Source organism: Mucilaginibacter sp. OK098 (assembly GCF_900142915.1).
Lineage (GTDB): Bacteria > Bacteroidota > Bacteroidia > Sphingobacteriales > Sphingobacteriaceae > Mucilaginibacter.
On sequence record NZ_FRCM01000003.1, the window covers coordinates 75780 to 96166 of the forward strand.

A 20387-nucleotide genomic window follows, 5' to 3' on the forward strand; every position below is an offset into this window, starting at 1 on the left:
ATCCTAAAATCAAGCGAATCATGGTTCAAAAAATAGCAGGATGATTAAGGAGTGTGCACCCCCATCAGGTATATTACCCCAATACAAACAATACAGCCATTACAAGCATTCCGCCCTAACTCTCTGTATAAAAGCATTATATAAAATAAAACATAACGGTGTTTTTGTAAAATCTTTGTTCCCGTCTTGTCATCTAAACAAAAAACTTTATAACTTGTACTACAATAAAGCCATTACTTATGGAAGACGAAAGAGACCATGCTTTGCCCGGATCTGAACCGGAGGCGAAGGATAATTCACGCCGTAATTTCTTAAAACAGAGCACCTTATTAACTGCTATTGCCCTAACACCAGGCACAGCTGTTAAAGCCGCAGAGATGCACGTTGATGAAAAAATAGCGGCGGTATTTGAAAAGATGCCCATAAAAATGGAGGTTAATGGCGTTGCGCACAGCCTTTCGGTTGAGCCGCGCGCTACTTTGCTGGATATTTTACGCGAACAGCTTGACCTTACCGGTACAAAAAAGGGTTGCGACCACGGCCAGTGCGGCGCCTGTACCGTGCATGTTGACGGGCATCGGGTAAACAGCTGCCTTACCCTTGGCGTTATGGCCAGCGGTAAAAAGATAACCACCATTGAAGGGCTTGCCAAAGGCGATGAGCTGCACCCCATGCAGGAAGCTTTCCTGAAACATGACGGGTTTCAATGCGGATATTGTACGCCGGGGCAAATCATGTCGGCAGTAGCTTGTATCAGGGAGGGGCATGCCAATTCAGAAATGGAGATACGGGAATATATGAGCGGGAACATCTGCCGCTGCGGGGCTTATCCAAACATAGTTAACGCCATACAGGAAGTTAAGGAAGGAGGGCAAGCCGTATGAAACAGTTTCAATACACCCGGGCATTAACCCAGCAAAGCGCCATTGAGGCCATAGCCAAACCCGGCACAAAGATAATAGCAGGCGGCACCAACCTCATCGACCTGATGAAACGTGGTGTTACCGCGCCTGATAAGCTGGTGGATATAAACCATCTGCCATTAAAAAACATAACGGCTACCAAAACCGGCTTGCACATTGGTGCGCTGGCATTAAATAGCGTAGTATCAGAAAATAGCCTGGTGCTGCAAAAACAACCTTTGCTCAGTATGGCCTTAAAGGCAGGGGCATCGCCGCAGCTGCGTAACATGGCTACAGTTGGTGGTAACATGATGCAGCGCACCCGCTGTTCATATTTTTACGACACCACCATGCCCTGCAATAAACGGGCCCCCGGCACCGGCTGTGGTGCAATGGAAGGCATTAACCGCATGCATGCCATATTTGGCACCAGCGACCAATGTATAGCCGTAAACCCAAGCGATATGAGTGTGGGCCTGGCAGCACTTGATGCCGTAGCAATTATCGCAGGCAAAAAAGGCGAAAGACGCATTCCGTTCACCGAATTTCACCGTCTGCCCGGTGATCATCCTGAATTAGACAATCATTTAGCAGCCGGAGAGATGATTGTTGGTGTGGAGATCCCCGACAATAACTTTGCTAAAAATAGCTATTACCTGAAGGTGCGCGACAGGCAGTCGTACGCTTTTGCGCTGGTATCGGTAGCGGCAGCTTTGGAGATCAGCAACGGCACTATAAAAAATGCCCGGTTGGCAATGGGCGGTGTAGCGCATAAGCCATGGCGTTTGTTTGACGCAGAGAAAGCACTGATAGGCAAACCCGCAACCGAAGACAGCTTTAAGCAGGCTGCACAGATAGCCATGCAGGGCGCAAAAGGCTACCAGTATAATTCATTTAAATTAAAGCTGGCCCCGGCAACCATTACCGAAGCGCTGAAACATGCGGCGGGGTTAGCTTAATGTGAGTTGTAAGGGTTGTAATTGTTGTAGAAGTTGTAAGGACGTTTACGAAGCAAAATAATTCAACTGATTAACAGGTTCCTTTTTACCAATGACATAATGACTAATAACACAATGACCAAAGGAATGAGCCGGATAGACGGGCGGTTAAAGGTTACCGGGGCAGCCAGGTATTCGGCAGAGTTTACGCCTGCCGGTATGGTTTATGGGGTACTTGTGGGCAGCACCATCACCAAAGGCAGCATCCGGTTGATTGATACTAAAGCGGCTGAAAGAGCGCCTGGTGTTTTAAAGGTGATCACCTGGTTAAATTCGCCAAAAATAGCGGGTTACCAGGTTGAGCACGGCAAGCCCGAACCTGCCAAGGGTACTTATAAGCTGTTTTATAATAATAAGATCCTTTTTAACGGGCAGCCGATTGCTGTTGTTGTTGCCGATAGTTTTGAGCGGGCTTTATTTGCCGCATCATTGGTTAAGGCGCAATATAATGCGGACCCGCACCATACCAACTTACGTGATAATGCCGCCAAAGCCTTTGCACCCGAAGGCGACGGGACAACCAAACGCGGAACAGAAGATGCATGGAAAACGGCCCCGGTAAAATTGGAGCAGGAATACATTATCCCATCCGAAGTGCACAGCCCAATGGAGCTCCATGCCATCATAGCAAAGTGGGATGCTGAAGATAAACTTACCGTATGGACCAAAACCCAGGGCGTACAGGATACCCGCGATGGCATTGCCGGAATATTTAAACTCCCAAAAGAGAATATCCAGGTGAACTCAAAGTTTGTTGGCGGTGCTTTTGGCAGCGCTTTACAGGTTTGGCCGCATGAGGTGGCTGCTATTTTAGCTGCAAAAGCGGTTAAGCGCCCGGTTAAGCTGTTGCTTGGCAGGGCCGATATGTTTACTTCGGTGGGCTACCGCCCCTATACCTGGCAAAAGATAGGAATAGGCGCAACTGCCGATGGAAAACTGGTAGGCATCACCCACGAGGCCATAGGCCAAACATCAACTTACGAAGATTTTAACGAAGGGCCGATAGGTGTGAGCAGATCCACCTATGCCTGCCCCAATGTAAATACCATTTATAAGCTTGCTGCGCTTGATATCGGTTCACCAACATGGATGCGCGGACCGGGTGAAGCAACCGGAGCCTTTGCACTCGAATCAGCGCTGGATGAGCTCTCTTATGAGCTGAAGATCGACCCGATAGAACTCCGCATGAAAAACTATGCATCAACCGATCCGGAGAGCGGCAAACCTTTCTCAAGCAAGTTTTTGGACGAAGCTTACAAGCTGGGTGCCGAAGGGATAAACTGGAAAGACAGGAACGCTAAACCTGCATCCGTTACAAAAGATGGCTGGATGGTTGGCTACGGAATGGGCGGCGGCATGTTTGGCGCATACCGCGATAAAGCTGCCGCAAAAGCAATACTGATGGCTGATGGAACACTGATCATCCAAACAGCCGTTAGCGATATTGGCCCCGGCACAGGCACAGCAATGGTTACCATAGCAGCCGGTGTTATGGGGATTCCTGCGGATAAGATCAGGTTTGATATGGGCGATTCCTCACTGCCCCTGGCGCCAAGCCAGGGTGGGTCGGCAACTACTGCAACCGTAGGCTCGGCAGTTTACCAGGCATGTACCGATCTGAAAGAAAAATTTCAAAAGCTGATAGGTAATGGCGGTACAGATCATCCTGATTATGCAGCTATACTAAAGCAACATAGCCTGCCCAAACTGGAAGTAACTGTAGAATCAAGCGGCGGAACTGAGCGCGATAAATATGCGTTTTACTCATGGTCGGTTCATTTTATAAAGGTATTGGTGCACCCGGCAACAGGTGTTGTTAAGGTTGACAGAGCAGTTTGTGTGGCGGATTCAGGGAGCATTGTTAGTCCTAAAACTGCCCGCAGCCAGATAGTAGGCGGCGCCATTGGCGGCATTGGTATGGCGCTGATGGAAGAAACCGTGATAGATCATCGCTACGGAAATATAGTGAACAACAACTTTGCCGATTATCATGTGCCTGTTAATGCGGATATCCCGCAGATAGAGGCCCTGTTTGTTAACAAACCCGATCCGCACATAAACCCAATGGGCGCAAAAGGCATGGGCGAGATTGCTTTAATAGGCATGGCCGCAGCAGTAGCTAATGCGGTATACAATGCAACCGGTAAACGGGTAAGGGAATTACCTATTACACCTGATAAGCTGGTAGGGATGGATTTGGAGTTGAGTTAGGTGGGGAGAAGTTGATTGGGTTGATTAAGTTGGATTAGGTTGAATGAGTTAAGAGAGTTATAAGGGTTGGAGTTGTTGTAAAAGTTGAAGGCATTTTTCCTCCCTCTTTACCGCTTTCGGTAAAGAAGGAAAAGAAAACTAATAAATCAAAGTCGTTCCTTACCTCTTTACGCGCAGCGAAGAGAGGTCGACGAGCGAAGCAATGTCGGGTGAGTCAACTCTGCGCCATGCGTTTACGTAAAGCAGTGACGTTGGTGCATTGGCGTTCATGTCGCCAGCAGATTTTACTCACCCGGTCGACGCTTCGCTGGACCTGCCCTCTCTTCGCTGCGCGTAAAGAGGGGGAAGAAGTATTGATTAAGGATTGAAATTATGCAACTGCGCAGCACAAATAAAAACCCATGAAAAGCATCCCAATGACTAATGACATAATGACCAATGACAAACCAGGTCTCAGCCGTGTTGATGGCCGCCTGAAAGTTACCGGCAAAGCCAAATATTCTGCAGAATATAGTGTGAAGGGATTGGTGTATGGCGTGCTGGTTGGCAGTACCATTACCAAAGGCAGCATCAAAGCTCTCGATACAAAAAAGGCTGAAAGTGCACCCGGCGTACTTTCGGTGCTTACTTATTTAAATGCGCCCAAAATTCCGGGTTACCAAACGGATAGCCCTACATCAAAAGGTCCTCTAAAAATATTTTATAACGATCAGATCTATTTTAACGGACAACCAATTGCCCTGGTAGTTGCCAATACCTTTGAACGCGCCTTGTTTGCTGCATCGCTGGTAAGCTCAACCTATAACGTTGAACCGCATTTAACCGATTTAAAAAGCAACCTGGATAAAGGATTTTCAACCCGGAAAGAAGATAAGGATTATGTGCGGGGCCAGGAAGATGCCTACAAATCGGCCTCCATAAAAGTTGAGCAGGAATATATCATCCCCACCGAGGTGCATAACCCCATGGAGCTGCATGCCATTATTGCCCGCTGGGATGCTGATGATAAAATTACCGTTTGGGATAAAACGCAGGGTGTAAAATCAACCCAGCGAAGCATTGCACAGGCATTTAAAATTCCGCCTGAAAATGTGCAGGTAACCTCGCCTTTTGTTGGCGGAGCTTTTGGTGCTGCCCTGCGCACCTGGCCGCATGAAATTGCTGCTGTGCTGGCGGCAAAGGTATTGAACAAGCCTGTTAAGCTGGTTTTAAGCCGTGCCGATATGTTTACTTCGGTAGGCTATCGCCCTTATACATGGCAAAAGGTTGGTATTGCCGCTACTGCCGATGGTAAGCTTACAGGCATTACCCATGAAGCTACCGGGCAGTCGTCAGTTTATGAAGATTTTACCGAGGGAGTGGTTAACATCAGTCAGCTGATGTATGCCTGTCCGAATGTAAATACCCGGTATAAGCTGGTATCGTTAAATGTAAATACTCCTACACCCATGCGTGGCCCCGGGGAAGCAACCGGCGCATTTGCATTGGAATGCGCGATGGATGAACTTTCCTACGCGCTTAACATCGACCCAATAGACCTCCGCATAAAAAACCATGCCGATACCGACCCGCTTAGCGGCAAACCTTATTCAAGCAAATATTTAATTGATGCATACAAAATGGGCGCTGATAAAATAGGCTGGCAAGACAGGAACGCCAAACCGGCATCGGTTACAAAAGATGGCTGGCTGGTTGGCTACGGAATGGCTGCCGGCATGTTTGGCGCTCACCGCAGCTCAGCCACGGTAATGGCAAGAATGATGGCCGATGGCACACTGATATTGCAAACCGCAGTAACAGATATAGGCCCGGGCACGGGTACGGCAATGGTAACCGTAGCATCCGAAACTATGGGCATCCCTGCCGATAAGATCAGGTTTGATCTGGGCGATTCATCGTTGCCGCCATCACCAACACAGGGCGGCTCGCAAATAACATCAACCGTTGGCTCGGCAGTGCATGATGCCTGTGTAGCGCTTAAAGAAAAGTTTCAAGCCCTGGCAGGCACTACTGATGCCAGCAACTATACGCAGATCTTAAAGCAGCAAAACCTTGATAAGCTGGAAGTAACAACCGCTTCAAAAGGCGGAACCGAGATGGGTAAATATGCAATGTACTCATGGTCGGTACATTTTATGAAAGTGCTGGTGCATCCGGCTACGGGAGTGGTGAAAATTGATAAGGCCATTTCAACAGCGGATGCCGGAACAATCATCAGCGCAAAAACTGCCCGCAGCCAGATGATAGGCGGCACCATAATGGGGACTGGTATGGCGCTGATGGAAGAAGCAGTAATAGATCACCGTTATGGCAGGCTTATAAACAACAACTTTGCCGATTACCATGTACCGGTACAGGCAGATATACCGCAGATAGAAGCCTACTTTGTAAATAAACCCGATCCGATCATTAACCCTATAGGCGCAAAAGGCATGGGTGAGATAGCCACAATAGGCGTAGCCGCAGCCATAGCCAATGCCGTTTATAATGCCACCGGTAAACGGGTAAGGGATTTGCCTATTACACCGGATAAATTGATTTGATGGTTAATTAAGCTGATTGAGCTAAAATACCGGCAATTCAAAAAAAGATAACACTGTCGGCAACATTTCCGTATAAACAGTGAAACTTCTTTTATTTTAATACAAACGCACTATAAATCAGGGCTCTGTATAAAATAAAACTGCGGTTTTTAAGGTTTAAAAATAAATTAAATCATCATGGTTGCCGAGCAAGTGAATGCTAAATCAAATTACAAGGGGATAACATCAATCGACAAAAGGACAAACCTTTCGCACGAGGAATTTATAAAGGAATATGTTAATAAATCACTTCCCGTAATACTTACCGATGCTGCAAAAGATTGGAAGGCAATGGGAAAGCTGACTCCTGCTTTTTTTAAGGAAAACTATCCTCATATTACAAAAACCATTAATGGGGTTACCTATAAGATGGACGATTTTATCGACCATATGTTAACTTCAACCACCGAAAACAAGGCGCCATACCCGTATAATTTTGATGTGGAAAAAGTTTTTCCTGAATTGATGGCTGATTTTTTACCGGAAATAATTTACGGTAACATTGACAGGATCAACCATAAGCTTATGCCCCGCAAATTGCTGAAGGGAACAACCCTTTACGAAATATTTTTAGGCGGAAACGGCAGCAGCTTCCCATTTCTGCATTACGATGCCTTGTTTATGCATACGCAGATAACCCAGATCTACGGATCGAAGATCTTCATTATGTATCCACCTGACCAAACACCAAACATGTATCCTTATGAGGATAATCCTAAATTTTCACAGGTAAATTTCCTCGATCCCGATTATGAAAAATTCCCGCTTTTTAAAGAAGCACGCCCAATAGAAATTACCATTAACGAGGGTGAAACCATTTTGTTCCCATCGGGCTGGTGGCATACTACCCGAATTACTGAGCCATGTATCTCACTGGGCCGTGCACAACTAAACGGATATAACTGGGATAACTTTATCCACGACCGCTATGTTAACTGGAAGAAAAAAATCTCATACGCAGCTGCACCTGTTTTAGCCTATGGTAAAATAGTTGGCAGTATAATGAACGCGCAAGACCGCTGATCACGATCATAAAAGTATCAGACAATCCTTTAATCAAGCGAATCATGGTTCAAAAGATTAAAGGATTTTCTTTTTTAGATCAGCGTAATCTCTTAATCAGTCAAAATCAGCGATCAAATAATCTGCTAAATCACAATCATCCGTAAAAATCAGCGATCGAAATCGGTGAAATCCTTAATAAACTGTAACTTTGCCTGTCATAATGGCTCATAAATTGCCGTGGCGCAATTGTTGAGTTTGTTGCAACAGATAAAAAATAGCATGTTAAATTTTATAAGTAAGCTTTTCGGAAGCAAATCAGATCGGGACGTAAAAAGCATATTGCCCATAGTTGAAAAGGTAAAGGCTGAATTTGCCAAACTTGGCAGCTTAAGTAACGATGAACTTAGAGCTAAAACCATAGGTTTTAAAGAAACCATTGCAGCAGGCCTTGCCGTTATTGACGGCGAGATTGGCTCAATTAAAGAGCGGATTGAAGAGAACCCCAACCTTGACGTAAATGAAAAGGTTGAACTATACACCCAGCTTGATAAGCTTGAAAAAGACCGTAACAAGGAACTGGAAGAAATATTAATGCGCATTTTGCCCGAAGGCTTTGCCGTTGTAAAAGAAACAGCCCTTAGGTTTAAAGAAAATAAAACCATTGAAGTTACAGCAACCCAGTTTGACCGCGACCTGGCTGCCCGTAAACAAAACGTAATTATAAAAGGAGATAAAGCTATTCACCATAACACCTGGCTGGCAGCCGGCAACGAAGTTACCTGGGACATGGTACACTATGATGTACAGCTGATAGGCGGTATTGTATTGCACCAGGGTAAAATTTCGGAAATGGCCACAGGTGAAGGTAAAACGCTGGTAGCTACACTGCCCGCATACCTGAATGCGCTTGCCGGCCAGGGTGTACACATTGTAACCGTGAATGACTATCTGGCACGTCGTGACTCTGAATGGATGGGTCCGCTGTATGAATTCCACGGTTTATCGGTTGATTGTATCGATAAGCACGAGCCAAACTCTGAAGAACGCCGCAACGCATACCAATCAGACATTATTTTTGGAACCAACAATGAGTTTGGTTTTGACTACCTGCGTGACAATATGACACGCAGCCCTGAAGAATTGGTGCAGGGAAAACTGCATTATGCCATGGTGGATGAGGTTGACTCGGTATTAATTGATGATGCCCGTACCCCGCTGATCATTTCAGGCCCTATCCCACGCGGTGATGAGCATGAGTTTTATGAGCTGAAACCACGCATTGAGCGTTTGGTTAACGCGCAAAAAAATTATGTTAACGGCGTTTTAAATGAAGCTAAAAAATTAATTGCCGACGGTAAAAGCGGACCCGACGAAGGCGGCTTAGCTTTATTGCGCGCATTTAGAGGTTTACCAAAAAGCAAGGCCTTAATTAAATACTTAAGCGAAGGCGGCAACAGGCAGCTTTTACAAAAAACCGAAAACTTTTACATGCAGGACCAAAGCAAGGAAATGCATAAGGTGGATTCCGAACTGTTTTTTGTGATAGACGAAAAAAACAACCAGGTTGAATTGGCAGAAAAAGGTATTGAGCTGATCACCGCATCAGGTGAAGACCCCGGCTTTTTTGTGATGCCGGATGTTGGTACCGAGATCTCGGATATTGAGAAATCAGAATTACCTGCGGAAGAAAAAGTTGGCCGTAAAGATGAGCTGATGCGCGATTTCTCTATAAAATCTGAACGTATCCACTCGGTTAACCAATTGCTAAAAGCCTATACCCTGTTTGAAAAAGATACCGAATACATTTTAGATGAAGGCAAGGTAAAGATAGTTGATGAGCAAACGGGGCGTGTGCTTGATGGTCGCCGCTATTCTGATGGCTTGCACCAGGCAATTGAAGCAAAAGAAAACGTGAAGGTTGAGGACGCTACCCAAACCTTTGCAACCATTACCCTTCAAAACTATTTCAGGATGTACCACAAGCTTTGCGGTATGACGGGTACTGCCGTTACCGAAGCAGGTGAGTTTTGGGAGATCTATAAGCTGGATGTGGTTGAAATACCAACCAATACAAATATCAGCCGTGATGACAGGCAGGATTTGGTTTACCGTACTGTACGTGAAAAATACAACGCGGTAGCCGAAGAAATTGTTGCTTTAACAACAGCAGGCCGCCCGGTACTTGTAGGTACTACCTCGGTTGAAATTTCGGAACTGTTAAGCCGCATGCTTAAGCTGCGTGGTATTAAACATAATGTACTGAACGCCAAGATGCACCAGAAGGAAGCCGACATTGTGGCTGAAGCCGGGCAGAGTGGCACTGTAACCATTGCCACCAACATGGCTGGTCGTGGTACGGATATAAAACTTGGTGCGGGTGTTAAAGATGCAGGTGGTTTGGCCATTGTGGGTACTGAGCGCCATGAGTCGCGCCGTGTTGACCGCCAGTTGCGTGGTCGTGCAGGACGCCAGGGTGACCCGGGATCATCACAATTCTTTGTATCGCTTGAAGATAACCTAATGCGTTTGTTCGGCTCTGAAAGGATCAGCAACCTGATGGTAAGGATGGGCATAGAAGAAGGCGAAGTGATTCAGCACTCTATGATCTCCAACTCCATTGAGCGTGCTCAGAAAAAAGTTGAAGAAAATAACTTCGGCATCCGTAAGCGTTTGCTGGAGTATGATGATGTGATGAACTCACAGCGTACCGTTATTTATTCAAAACGTAAAAATGCGTTGTTTGGTGAGCGTTTGGAGGTTGACATTAACAACACCATTTTTGATGTGGTTGAGGATGTGGTGACTGAATATAAAGAATCAAACAATTATGAAGGCTTTACGCTGGAAATGATCCGTTTGTTCTCTGTGGATGTTGAGATCTCCCATGATGAATTTGCCGGCAAAAACATAAATGGGCTGGTTGACAGAGCGTTCCAGGAAGTGAATGATTTTTACAAACGCAAACAGGAAGCCATTGCCCAGCAGGCATACCCGGTATTAAAAGACGTGTATGACACCCGCGGCGAATACGTTGAAAACATTGTAGTGCCGTTTACCGATGGTATAAATGGCATCCAGGTTTCGGTACCGCTTAAAAAAGCAATTGCTAATAAAGGCCAGGAAGTGTTTAAATCGTTCGAAAAGAATGTTACCCTGTATCTTATTGATGATGCATGGAAAGAGCACCTGCGTGAAATGGACGAGCTGAAACAGTCAGTACAAAACGCCGTTTACGAACAAAAGGACCCGTTATTGGTTTATAAGTTTGAGGCTTTTGAATTGTTCCGCCAGATGCTTGCAAGCGTAAATAAAGATTTGGTGAGCTTCCTTTTCAGGGGAGGGATCCCGGTACAACAGGAGGCAGAAGATATTCGCGAAGCTAAACCACAGCCGAAGCTCGATCTGAAAAAAATGCGCACCTCAAAACCGGAGCTTGTAAGTGAAGCAAACGGGGTACCAATGATGGATATACGCGAGCTGCAAAAAGCAACACCGGTTAGGGTTGAGCAAAAGATAGGCAGAAATGACCCTTGTCCTTGTGGTAGCGGTAAAAAATACAAAAATTGCCATGGCGTAGGCCAGGCGTAACATCCTCAAGCCTCACCCTGCCCTCTCCAAAGGAGAGGGTTCTGAAAAGAGCGAAGTTAAAGTCCTCTCCTTTGGAGAGGATTTAGGTGAGGCAATGAAGCTTAGATGAAGAATAAAACATTATGAAAAATGCACTATCTTATTACACAACTAAATTTAGTAAAATAGGATACTGCATTTTTTTTATGGCGATATTTTTGCCGGCACTGGCAGCCGCCCAAACCCGCGGCACTGTGCAAGTTGTAAAAGATCCGCTTATTGACACCCTGATGGCCCGGCGCACCTCCCTTAACAAAAGCATTTCCACAGGCGGCGGTGGCGAGGAGACCTCAAGCGGCTACCGTGTACAGATCTTTTTTGGTTCAAGCAGGCAGGCGGCATATGATGCGCAGGCAAAGTTTAATGAAGAATACCCTGAGTTGCGCACCTACGTCAGCTATAGCGAGCCAAACTTTAAAGTACGCGCAGGCGATTTCAGAACACGCCTGGAAGCACAGAAACTTGTACAGGAAATAAGGCCGATGTTTACCAGCCTGTTTATTATTCCCGAAAAGATAAATCCTCCAAAAACAGACCCCTCAAATGATTAAAGAGCAAATTCAGCAGCTATCGAAAAATATTTTTAATGATGTTGTGGCCAATCGCCGCCATTTGCACTCACATCCTGAACTTTCCTTTCACGAAGTGGAAACATCTGCTTTTGTTGCCGGAAAACTGGATGAGCTGGGTCTGAAATATGAAAGAATGGCTGACAATGGGCTTGTAGCCCTGATAAAAGGCGATAAACCATCGGATAGAGTGGTAGCCTTAAGGGCTGATATGGATGCCCTGCCTATTACCGAGGTTAACGAGGTTTCTTACAAATCACAAAATATTGGTGTAATGCATGCCTGCGGACATGACGCACATACTTCATCGTTATTAGGAACAGCCAAAATATTAACCGATTTAAAAAGCCAGTTTGGCGGAACTATAAAGCTGATCTTTCAGCCGGCAGAAGAAAAGCTACCCGGCGGAGCCAGCATAATGATAAAAGAAGGCGTGCTTGAAAATCCAAAACCACAGGCAGTATTGGGTCAGCATGTTATGCCTTTAATTGAGGCAGGCAAAGTAGGCTTCCGGGCAGGCAAGTACATGGCCTCGACAGATGAGATCTATGTTACCGTAAGAGGCAAAGGCGGCCATGGCGCACAACCACAGCAAAATGTAGACCCAGTTATCATCATGGCGCACATGCTAACCGCTTTGCAGCAGATAGTAAGTCGTTTTGCCGATCCTAAAAGCCCGTCTGTGCTTTCATTCGGGAAGGTAATAGCCAATGGCGCAACCAACGTGATCCCTAACGAGGTTTACCTGGAAGGCACCTTCCGCACCATGGATGAAAAGTGGCGCAGCGAGGCACACATAAAAATGAAAAAAATGGCCGAAGGTCTCTGCGAAAGCATGGGCGGCAGCTGCGAATTCAATATTATGCGTGGGTATCCTTTCCTGATTAATGAAGAAAAGCTAACAAACGCAACCCGCGGCCATGCGGAAGATTATTTAGGAAAAGAAAATGTGCTTGATCTTGATATCTGGATGGCTGCTGAAGACTTTGCCTATTACTCACAGGTTGCAGATTCCTGCTTTTACCGCCTGGGTACCCGTAATGAAAGCCGTGGTATAACTTCATCTGTCCATACCCCAACCTTTGATGTGGAAGAAGATGCGTTCAAAATTTCCACAGGATTAATGGCTTATTTGGCGGTTAAGCAGTTGGGGAATTAGAGAAAGGTTCATAGTTGATGGTTCATAGTTCATAGCAGCTTCACTTATTTAATAGTACCGTTTCCGCAGGGTCTCTCGCAGAAGACCCTGAGCTGGATTAGGTCTCTAAGAAGAATGCGGCCGTTTGCATAAATGAAAAAGATTAAGTAAACCACAAACATTGCGCAGGGTCCTCTATGAGAGACCCTGCGAGGACAAGAATGAAAAAACTACTCCCCGCTTTTTGCTTTCTCCTTTTCGCTTTCAGCTTAAAAGCCCAGCAGATCAAACGCTTTAACCCTGATTCTATCCGCACTATTGTTATTGATTCGGCAATAAACATCCATTCACACAAACTTAACGCCCAGGATTTTATTGATGCCGTACTGGCCGATACCGGCTTTTACCAGGCATTTCAAAACATGAAACATTATGGCTTTACTGCCGAGAACCGTATTTATACTTATAACAACAAAAACAAGGTAGACGGTAAAAGTTATCGTAAAATAAAGCACAGCTATATTGATGGGAAACCTAAAGCTGAATACCTGGCAAAAAGCGATAGCGGTTCTCTTTATAAAAGCAATGGCAAGCCGCAGCTTTACACGGTTGAGATGTTTGATTATATTTTCACCAATGCCTATAAATCAAACTTTGTGCCCGGCCCTATGAAGCAGGGTGCCGATAGCAAGAACGGATCATACAAAGACAAACTAAAAACACTGATCTTTGCCCCCGGTCATAAAGTAAAAGGGCTGCCGTTCCTGAGCAGTAAAACTGAGATCTTCGGAAAAGATATGAGGGGCTATTATTTTTACCAGTTTGCCCGGGGCAAATATCTCGATACCATCCCGGTGTACCGGTTCCGCGTAGTCAGAAAACCAAGCATTGCAGACAATGATGTGGTAATAAACGAGCTCACTACCATTTTTGATATGCGCACCTTCCAGATCCTTGGCAGGTATGTCGACCTCAAATATCACAACATGCTGTTCAGCTTTGACGTGCAGATGAACATTGAGCTAAACAATGTTAATGGCGAGCTATTGCCTGCAAAAATAACCTACCAGGGCAACTGGGATGTCCCTTTCCATAAAACTGAGCGGGCAAGTTTTTTGATAGTGCAGAAAGGATATAACCGCTGATTTTGATTGATTTTTATGATTTCGCTGATTTGAAAAAAGGGCCTTCACTCAAGACTTACAAAGTTTTGAAAACTTCGTAAGTCTGTCATAGGTAGTTTCCGCAGTTTCTTTTATCACCCTATTCCGCTCCAACAAAAGCCTTTCCATATACAGGCCTAAAAAAAGAAAATTAGCCATCCTCCCCAGCCAACCATAAGGCGATTCAAACAGGAAAATATCCTTCATTACCGTTTGATTGTTCACTGTATAAAAGAGATGCTCGTGCCTGAAGCTTTTGAATGCCCCGCTTACCATTTCGTCAGTGAATGAATTAGGGGAATCAAATTCGGTGATCTTTGAAGTAAGATTCTGCCAGATCCCGAAGTGCTTTGCCCGCCAGGTAACGGTTTCGCCCAATTCAATCAATCCGCTGGCACGTCCGGTAATAACCGTTTCACCGGTTTGCTTGGTAGATTCCATGTGCAGGTCAATGCTCCGGGCCAGGTCAAAGCAGCGTTCGATTGGGGCATTGATATGGGTAGATAGTTCTATTTGGGTCATGATTGGTTTGTTTTTAGGCAATTTAACCCCATGTCATTGCGAGCGCAGCGCGGCAATCGCGAACTATACAGGGCAAACAGAAAGGTGTAAAACCTGTATTGCCGTTGTGCATAGTTCGCGATTGCCGCGCTGCGCTCGCAATGACAAGTTTGCTTAAGCGCAATCAAAAAATCAACGACAATCAGCGGTTAAAATTCCGCATTTTTCGGATACCTTGGGAAAGGGATCACATCCCTGATGTTGCCCATTCCGGTAACAAAAAGCACCAAACGTTCAAAGCCAAGCCCAAAACCAGCATGTGGACAAGCGCCGAACCTGCGGGTATCCAAATACCACCAAAGTTCATCTTTAGGGATGCCCATCTCGTCCATGCGTTGTTCCAGTTTATCCAAACGTTCCTCACGCTGCGAACCACCAACAATTTCACCAATGCCCGGAAACAGGATATCCATTGCGCGTACGGTTTCGCGGCCATTGGCGTCCGGCTCATTCTGGCGCATGTAGAATGCTTTTATTTCTTTAGGGTAATCGGTAAGGATCACCGGCTTTTTAAAATGCTTCTCTACCAGGTAGCGCTCGTGTTCTGATTGCAGGTCAGTGCCCCAACCTTCAACAGGGTATTGGAATTTCTTTTTCTTGTTCGGGGTCGATTCCTTTAAGATGTCAATCGCCTCGGTATAAGTTAGGCGCTCAAAATCGTTATCCAAACAAAACTGTAGCTTATCTACCAGCGTCATTTCTGAACGCTCATTTTGTGGTTTTTGCTTTTCTTCCTCGGTTAAACGCTGGGTTAAAAATTCAATATCGTCAGCGTTTTTATCGAGTGCATATTTTATCACATATTTCAGCATGTCCTCGGCAAGGTCCATGTTGTCGTCCAAATCGTTAAAAGCAACTTCCGGCTCAATCATCCAAAACTCAGCCAGGTGGCGGGTAGTGTTTGAGTTTTCAGCACGGAACGTCGGCCCGAAGGTATAAATATCGCTCAAAGCCATTGCTCCAAGCTCACCCTCCAGCTGACCGGAAACAGTTAGGTTAGTAGCTTTAGCAAAAAAGTCTTGCGAAAAATCAATCTCGCCGTTCTCTGTTTTAGGTGGATTTGCCAAATCGAAGTTGGTTACATGGAAAGTTTCACCGGCACCTTCTGCATCTGATGCGGTGATGATAGGTGTATGCAGGTAAATAAACCCGCGTTCCTGGAAAAACTGGTGTACTGCAAAAGCCAGGCTATTGCGTACACGGAATATCGCTCCAAATGTATTGGTACGGAAACGCAGGTGTGCTTTCTCACGCAAAAACTCCAAAGTTTGCCTTTTAGGCTGCAACGGATATTCTTCCGGATCGCAATCACCTAAAATTTCAATCTCCTTAGCTATAACTTCTACTTTTTGGCCCTGGCCCTGTGAAGGGATCAGTTCGCCGGTAACGCTGATTGCTGCGCCAAAAGTGATGCGTTTAAGCAAAGCAGGATCAGTATTTTCAAAATCAACAACAATCTGGATGTTGTTATTGGTTGAGCCATCATTTAAAGCAATAAAACGATTTTGACGGAATGCACGCACCCATCCTTTAACGGTTATGTCAATTCCCGTTTGTTCACTCTCTAATAATGCTTTGATCTTGATCCGCTGGCTCATATAAAATATTTTGAGGGGCAAAAATACGATTATTTGATTGTTGTCTGAATCAGAATTAAAAGATTTTCAGAATGCTAAGCGATTATCCTGTTAAACAATTATCTTGTTAATTCTCTAATTCTGGAAACGGCGCAGTCTTCTTGAACGCCTTTTAAAAAAAATAAACTTAACATGTGAAAAATTCTGATTCAGACAATTAGTAAGTTTGTCGCATAATGAATCCCAAAGCAAGCCTTATCATAGGCATCCTCTGTATTTCTTTTTCACCAATTTTTGTTAAGCTTGCCGGGGCCGAGCCTTTAGCTTCAGGCTTTTACCGCATTTTTATAGCCTGGCTTTGCCTGCTGCCCTATTGTATCATAAAAGGTTATTTAAAAATAGGGCGTAAAGAATTAATGATAGCCTTAATAGGGGGTGTGGTTTTTGGAGCCGATATTGCTGTTTGGAACTTGTCGCTGGTAAAGATCTCGGCCACTGTATCAACGCTTATTGCTAACCTTGCCCCGGTTTGGGTAGGGTTAATAAGCTATCTGATCTTTAAAAAGAAATCGGGCAAATTATTTTGGATAGGTACATGGGTTGCCATTTTTGGGATGGTTATTTTAGTGGGCTATCAAAATATATTATCGCTGCAGTTTAATATCGGCATTCCTCTTGCCCTTTTGGCCAGTTTTTTTTATGCAATTTATATTGTGATTACCCGCGGCATCCTGCAAAAAATAAGCACCATTACTTTTATGTTTTATAACATGCTGGCCGGGAGCATCTTTTTGTTCGTTATTAACCTGTTCCAGCACAATGAGCTTGTTAACTTTTCTTCATCAACCTGGTTGTGTTTTTTAGGTATGGGGCTGCTATGCCAGCTTGCCGGGTGGTTAACCATCAACCATACGCTGCGTTTTTTGGAATCGACAAAAGTGTCCATCGCCCTGCTAAGTCAAACGGTAATAGCAGGATTTTTAGCCATACTGCTTTTAAATGAATCGCTGGAACTAAAAGAGATCATCGGCAGCGTGATTGTTTTGGGTGGAATTGCGATAACGTTTTTGAAAAAAGCGGAACGAAAAGCCACAGCTTCTTAAAGGCTACTTACAAATATTAAGAAAAGCGTAATTAACCCGGCTCAATCCGGCAGCTTTACCCTAAATATTCCGTTGTTAAACTGCAGGGGAACATATTCGTTTGGGTTATTACTATCCTTTATCAGGTTAAGCTCAAATGTTCCGGATATTATATGGGTTTGGGTGCTATAGCTTTTAATTGTTATCGAGCTGTTCCTGGTAAAATCCAACTTGTAACTGGTGGCCAAACTACCGACAGCTGTAAAAAATGCTGCTTGTTTACCCGTTAGCTGGTATACGCCATTACCGTTAAATTTAATGTTAATATAAAATTGTTCATCTCCGGTTGCTGTTAATGCCGTTAGCCTTAAACTGTCGCCCTGGATAGAAGAAGTGTTGCCCTGCGCTCCCCAGTCTACACCGTTTTTACTGGCTGTAAAAGAATAATCAGCAGGTACCAACTTGCTATCTTTATGACATGAATAAATAAGAGTGATACAAATCGCAAAAGAAACCAGGATCAATATTTTTTTCATTTTTACTTATTATATGTTTTAATACGATACGGTAAAGGTAACAAAATGATACATCAATAAATTAATCAGCGTATTTAAGAACCTAAGAAACGGTAAAAAAGCTATTTTTGTGGTTACACTAAAGCACTGCATTTATTAATGATTACCAAGCCAACTATCGACCGTATTATGGAAGCCACAGATATTGTGGAGGTGATAGGCGAGTTTGTACAGTTAAAAAAACGCGGCGCCAACTATGTGGGCCTCTCGCCTTTTGCTAATGAGCGCACGCCATCATTCACCGTGTCGCCGGCTAAGGGGATCTTTAAAGATTTTTCTTCTGGAAAAGGCGGCTCGGCTGTTACTTTTTTAATGGAGCTGGAGAAATTCACCTATCCCGAAGCGCTTAAATGGCTGGCAAAAAAATACGGCATAGAGGTTGAAGAAACGGTTGAGGCTTTTGAGAATAAAGAAGAAGAAAACCACCGCGAAAGCCTGATGATCGTTTCCGGTTATGCAGCCAAATTTTTCCATGAAAGCCTGCTCGAAACAGATGAAGGCAAAAGCATCGGGTTAAGCTATTTTAAAGAGCGGGGCTTTACCAACGATACCATAAAAAAATTCGAGCTGGGCTACTCGCCTGATCAATGGGAGGCTTTTACCGGCCAGGCTCTAAAAGAAGGTTACCAGCAGCAGTTTTTAGAAGAGAGCGGACTTTCGGTTAAGCGCGACAACGGATCGCTGTATGATCGCTACAGAGGCCGTGTGATGTTCCCCATCCACAGCTTTACCGGCAGGGTAATAGCATTTGGTGGCCGAACGCTTAAAAACGATAAGAATGTACCCAAATATGTAAACTCGCCAGAGTCAGAGATCTACCATAAATCCAACGTGCTTTATGGGCTTTACTTTGCAAAAAAAGCGATTCGCGAGGAAGATAATTGCTATTTGGTTGAAGGTTATGCCGATGTGCTTTCAGTACACCAGGCGGGGATTGAAAACGTGGTGGCATCATCCGGCACCTCGTTAACCGTTGAGCAGATCAGGCTTATTGGCCGTTTCACAAAAAACATTACCATTTTGTATGACGGTGATGCTGCCGGGATAAAAGCATCATTGCGTGGTTTGGATATGATATTGGAAGAAGGCCTTAATGTTAAGGTTGTTCTTTTCCCTGATGGGCATGATCCGGACTCATACGTACGCAACTTTGGCACCAATGGCTTTAAAAAGCACATTGCCGATAATAAGAAAGACTTTATCCTTTTTAAAACCGACATCCTGCTCAAGGAAGTAGGGAATGATCCAATAAAAAAGGCAGATGTAATAAGGGAAATTGTTGAAAGCGTTGCCAAGATCCCCGACTCAATCAAAGCATCGGTATTTATAAAAGAATGCAGCTATTTATTGCAGATAGATGAGCGGGCGTTGTTATCCGAGCTCAACAAAATCCGGATGGCGAAAGCCAAAAAAGATTCGCAGCAGCAAACCTCAAGGCCTGCTCCGCTTGATGAACCCCATTTTTTTGATGAGCCGGAGATAAAGGTTGAAAAAGATGAGTCAAACCAGGAAAAGGAGATCATCAGGCTATTATTATTATATGGCAACAAGGTTATTGATTGGGATGGTATAGCAAATACCTATATCGGTCCATTTATGATAGCTGAATTAAGCGATGTGGAGTTTGAGTATCTGCCTGCTAAAAAGTTTACAGAGATCTATCGCAAAGAAGTTGAAAATGGAGTGCTGCCCGATGAACAATATTTTATTCATTACCCGGAAAAAGATATTGTTGATATAACCGTTAACCTGATAGCAACCAAATATACCCTGAGCGAAAACTGGTACGAGATGCATAAGATACTGGTGAATGATGAGCAAAGCAATATGAAAGCCACTATTTTAGGGGCTATCTTTCATCTTAAAAAGCAAAAAGTTGGCAAAATATTACAAGGCTTGCGGAACGAATTGCAAAAAACAAACGTTGAAGCCGACCAGGAGATCTTACTGAACCAATACATGCAGATGAAAAAGGTGGAAAAAACCATTTCCGATTACCTTGGCTCAGTAATATTAAAATAATGGCACAGCATAACGACCTGGGCCGAAAGGGAGAAAGTTTAGCAAAGGCACACCTGGAAAATACCGGGTACGAGATCCTTGATGAGAACTGGACCCATGGCCGCCTTGAGGTTGACCTTATTGCATATAAAAACAAGGTGATTATATTTACCGAAGTAAAAACCCGGACCGGCAATGGTTTTGGCGAGCCGGAAGATTTTGTAGATGCCCGTAAACAACGGTTATTGGTTGAGGCGGCAGAAGAGTATATTTACCTGATGAACCACCAGGGCGAGGTACGGTTTGATATTATATCGGTTTTGTTTGACAGGAATAACAATTACATACTAAAACATATAGAAGACGCGTTTTGGCCAACAGCCATGTAAACAATAT

The 20387-nt window shown here is 44.6% G+C and carries 15 protein-coding genes; 12 read left to right on the forward strand and 3 right to left on the reverse strand.

Going from position 1 to position 20387, the window contains the following annotated elements; translation table 11 throughout:
* Positions 1-239 precede the first annotated feature (239 nt).
* The 9 genes from BUE31_RS10705 (at position 240) to BUE31_RS10745 (ending at position 14177) form a co-directional block, all read left to right on the forward strand.
* Positions 240-884, forward strand: a complete 645-nt coding sequence (locus tag BUE31_RS10705; RefSeq protein WP_073403289.1) for a (2Fe-2S)-binding protein — start codon at positions 240-242, stop codon at positions 882-884.
* Positions 881-1861: an FAD binding domain-containing protein gene (locus tag BUE31_RS10710; protein WP_073403291.1), complete on the forward strand. Its 981-nt coding sequence runs from the start codon at positions 881-883 to the stop codon at positions 1859-1861. Before BUE31_RS10705 ends, BUE31_RS10710 begins: the two co-directional genes overlap by 4 nt.
* Positions 1862-1960: 99 nt before the next feature.
* Entirely contained in the window at positions 1961-4111 is a 2151-nt protein-coding gene (locus BUE31_RS10715; RefSeq protein WP_073403293.1) for a xanthine dehydrogenase family protein molybdopterin-binding subunit, read from the forward strand.
* 401 nt (positions 4112-4512) lie between these two features.
* Positions 4513-6654 carry a xanthine dehydrogenase family protein molybdopterin-binding subunit gene (locus BUE31_RS10720; RefSeq protein WP_234997788.1) on the forward strand — a complete coding sequence of 714 codons (2142 nt, stop codon included), beginning with the start codon at positions 4513-4515 and terminating at the stop codon, positions 6652-6654.
* A 177-nt stretch (positions 6655-6831) separates the two neighbouring features.
* Positions 6832-7716: a cupin-like domain-containing protein gene (locus BUE31_RS10725; protein WP_073403295.1), complete on the forward strand. Its 885-nt coding sequence runs from the start codon at positions 6832-6834 to the stop codon at positions 7714-7716.
* Positions 7717-7977: 261 nt separating this feature from the next.
* The gene (gene secA, locus BUE31_RS10730; protein WP_073403297.1) at positions 7978-11286 is read left to right on the forward strand and encodes a preprotein translocase subunit SecA; all 3309 of its coding nucleotides are present in this window, start codon (positions 7978-7980) and stop codon (positions 11284-11286) included.
* Positions 11287-11408: 122 nt separating this feature from the next.
* Entirely contained in the window at positions 11409-11876 is a 468-nt protein-coding gene (locus BUE31_RS10735; RefSeq protein WP_073403300.1) for an SPOR domain-containing protein, read from the forward strand.
* On the forward strand, positions 11869-13053 hold the full coding sequence (locus tag BUE31_RS10740; protein WP_073403302.1) for a M20 metallopeptidase family protein: 1185 nt from the start codon (positions 11869-11871) through the stop codon (positions 13051-13053). Before BUE31_RS10735 ends, BUE31_RS10740 begins: the two co-directional genes overlap by 8 nt.
* A gap of 200 nt (positions 13054-13253) precedes the next feature.
* On the forward strand, positions 13254-14177 hold the full coding sequence (locus BUE31_RS10745; protein ID WP_073403304.1) for a hypothetical protein: 924 nt from the start codon (positions 13254-13256) through the stop codon (positions 14175-14177).
* 48 nt (positions 14178-14225) lie between these two features.
* Here BUE31_RS10745 and BUE31_RS10750 read toward each other — a convergent pair whose 3' ends face one another.
* Both BUE31_RS10750 and asnS read right to left on the reverse strand, forming a co-directional pair.
* On the reverse strand, positions 14226-14717 hold the full coding sequence (locus tag BUE31_RS10750) for an SRPBCC family protein (RefSeq protein ID WP_073403306.1): 492 nt from the start codon (positions 14715-14717) through the stop codon (positions 14226-14228).
* A 188-nt stretch (positions 14718-14905) separates the two neighbouring features.
* Positions 14906-16354, reverse strand: a complete 1449-nt coding sequence (gene asnS / locus BUE31_RS10755) for an asparagine--tRNA ligase (protein ID WP_073403308.1) — start codon at positions 16352-16354, stop codon at positions 14906-14908.
* A 215-nt stretch (positions 16355-16569) separates the two neighbouring features.
* Here asnS and BUE31_RS10760 point away from each other — a divergent pair, with 215 nt between their 5' ends.
* Positions 16570-17436, forward strand: a complete 867-nt coding sequence (locus BUE31_RS10760; RefSeq protein ID WP_073403310.1) for a DMT family transporter — start codon at positions 16570-16572, stop codon at positions 17434-17436.
* A gap of 41 nt (positions 17437-17477) precedes the next feature.
* Here the strand turns inward: BUE31_RS10760 and BUE31_RS10765 are convergent, their stop codons facing one another.
* Positions 17478-17951 (reverse strand): DUF6252 domain-containing protein, encoded by a 474-nt coding sequence (locus BUE31_RS10765; RefSeq protein ID WP_073403312.1) that lies wholly within the window; start codon positions 17949-17951, stop codon positions 17478-17480.
* 138 nt (positions 17952-18089) lie between these two features.
* Between BUE31_RS10765 and dnaG the strand changes: the two genes are divergently transcribed.
* Both dnaG and BUE31_RS10775 read left to right on the forward strand, forming a co-directional pair.
* The gene (gene dnaG, locus BUE31_RS10770) at positions 18090-20012 is read left to right on the forward strand and encodes a DNA primase (protein WP_073403314.1); all 1923 of its coding nucleotides are present in this window, start codon (positions 18090-18092) and stop codon (positions 20010-20012) included.
* Complete coding sequence (locus BUE31_RS10775) at positions 20012-20380, forward strand: YraN family protein (protein ID WP_073403316.1); 369 nt, start codon at positions 20012-20014, stop codon at positions 20378-20380. Before dnaG ends, BUE31_RS10775 begins: the two co-directional genes overlap by 1 nt.
* The last annotated feature ends 7 nt before the right edge of the window (positions 20381-20387 follow it).

Excerpts from the sequence above, each read along its gene's own strand:
- BUE31_RS10705 (WP_073403289.1), top strand. The coding sequence starts at position 240 with ATGGAAGACGAAAGAGACCATGCTTTGCCCGGATCTGAACCGGAGGCG.
- BUE31_RS10710 (WP_073403291.1), top strand. The coding sequence starts at position 881 with ATGAAACAGTTTCAATACACCCGGGCATTAACCCAGCAAAGCGCCATT.
- BUE31_RS10715 (WP_073403293.1), top strand. The coding sequence starts at position 1,961 with ATGACTAATAACACAATGACCAAAGGAATGAGCCGGATAGACGGGCGG.
- BUE31_RS10720 (WP_234997788.1), top strand. The coding sequence starts at position 4,513 with ATGAAAAGCATCCCAATGACTAATGACATAATGACCAATGACAAACCA.
- BUE31_RS10725 (WP_073403295.1), top strand. The coding sequence starts at position 6,832 with ATGGTTGCCGAGCAAGTGAATGCTAAATCAAATTACAAGGGGATAACA.
- secA (WP_073403297.1), top strand. The coding sequence starts at position 7,978 with ATGTTAAATTTTATAAGTAAGCTTTTCGGAAGCAAATCAGATCGGGAC.
- BUE31_RS10735 (WP_073403300.1), top strand. The coding sequence starts at position 11,409 with ATGAAAAATGCACTATCTTATTACACAACTAAATTTAGTAAAATAGGA.
- BUE31_RS10740 (WP_073403302.1), top strand. The coding sequence starts at position 11,869 with ATGATTAAAGAGCAAATTCAGCAGCTATCGAAAAATATTTTTAATGAT.
- BUE31_RS10745 (WP_073403304.1), top strand. The coding sequence starts at position 13,254 with ATGAAAAAACTACTCCCCGCTTTTTGCTTTCTCCTTTTCGCTTTCAGC.
- BUE31_RS10750 (WP_073403306.1), bottom strand. The coding sequence starts at position 14,717 with ATGACCCAAATAGAACTATCTACCCATATCAATGCCCCAATCGAACGC.
- asnS (WP_073403308.1), bottom strand. The coding sequence starts at position 16,354 with ATGAGCCAGCGGATCAAGATCAAAGCATTATTAGAGAGTGAACAAACG.
- BUE31_RS10760 (WP_073403310.1), top strand. The coding sequence starts at position 16,570 with ATGAATCCCAAAGCAAGCCTTATCATAGGCATCCTCTGTATTTCTTTT.
- BUE31_RS10765 (WP_073403312.1), bottom strand. The coding sequence starts at position 17,951 with ATGAAAAAAATATTGATCCTGGTTTCTTTTGCGATTTGTATCACTCTT.
- dnaG (WP_073403314.1), top strand. The coding sequence starts at position 18,090 with ATGATTACCAAGCCAACTATCGACCGTATTATGGAAGCCACAGATATT.
- BUE31_RS10775 (WP_073403316.1), top strand. The coding sequence starts at position 20,012 with ATGGCACAGCATAACGACCTGGGCCGAAAGGGAGAAAGTTTAGCAAAG.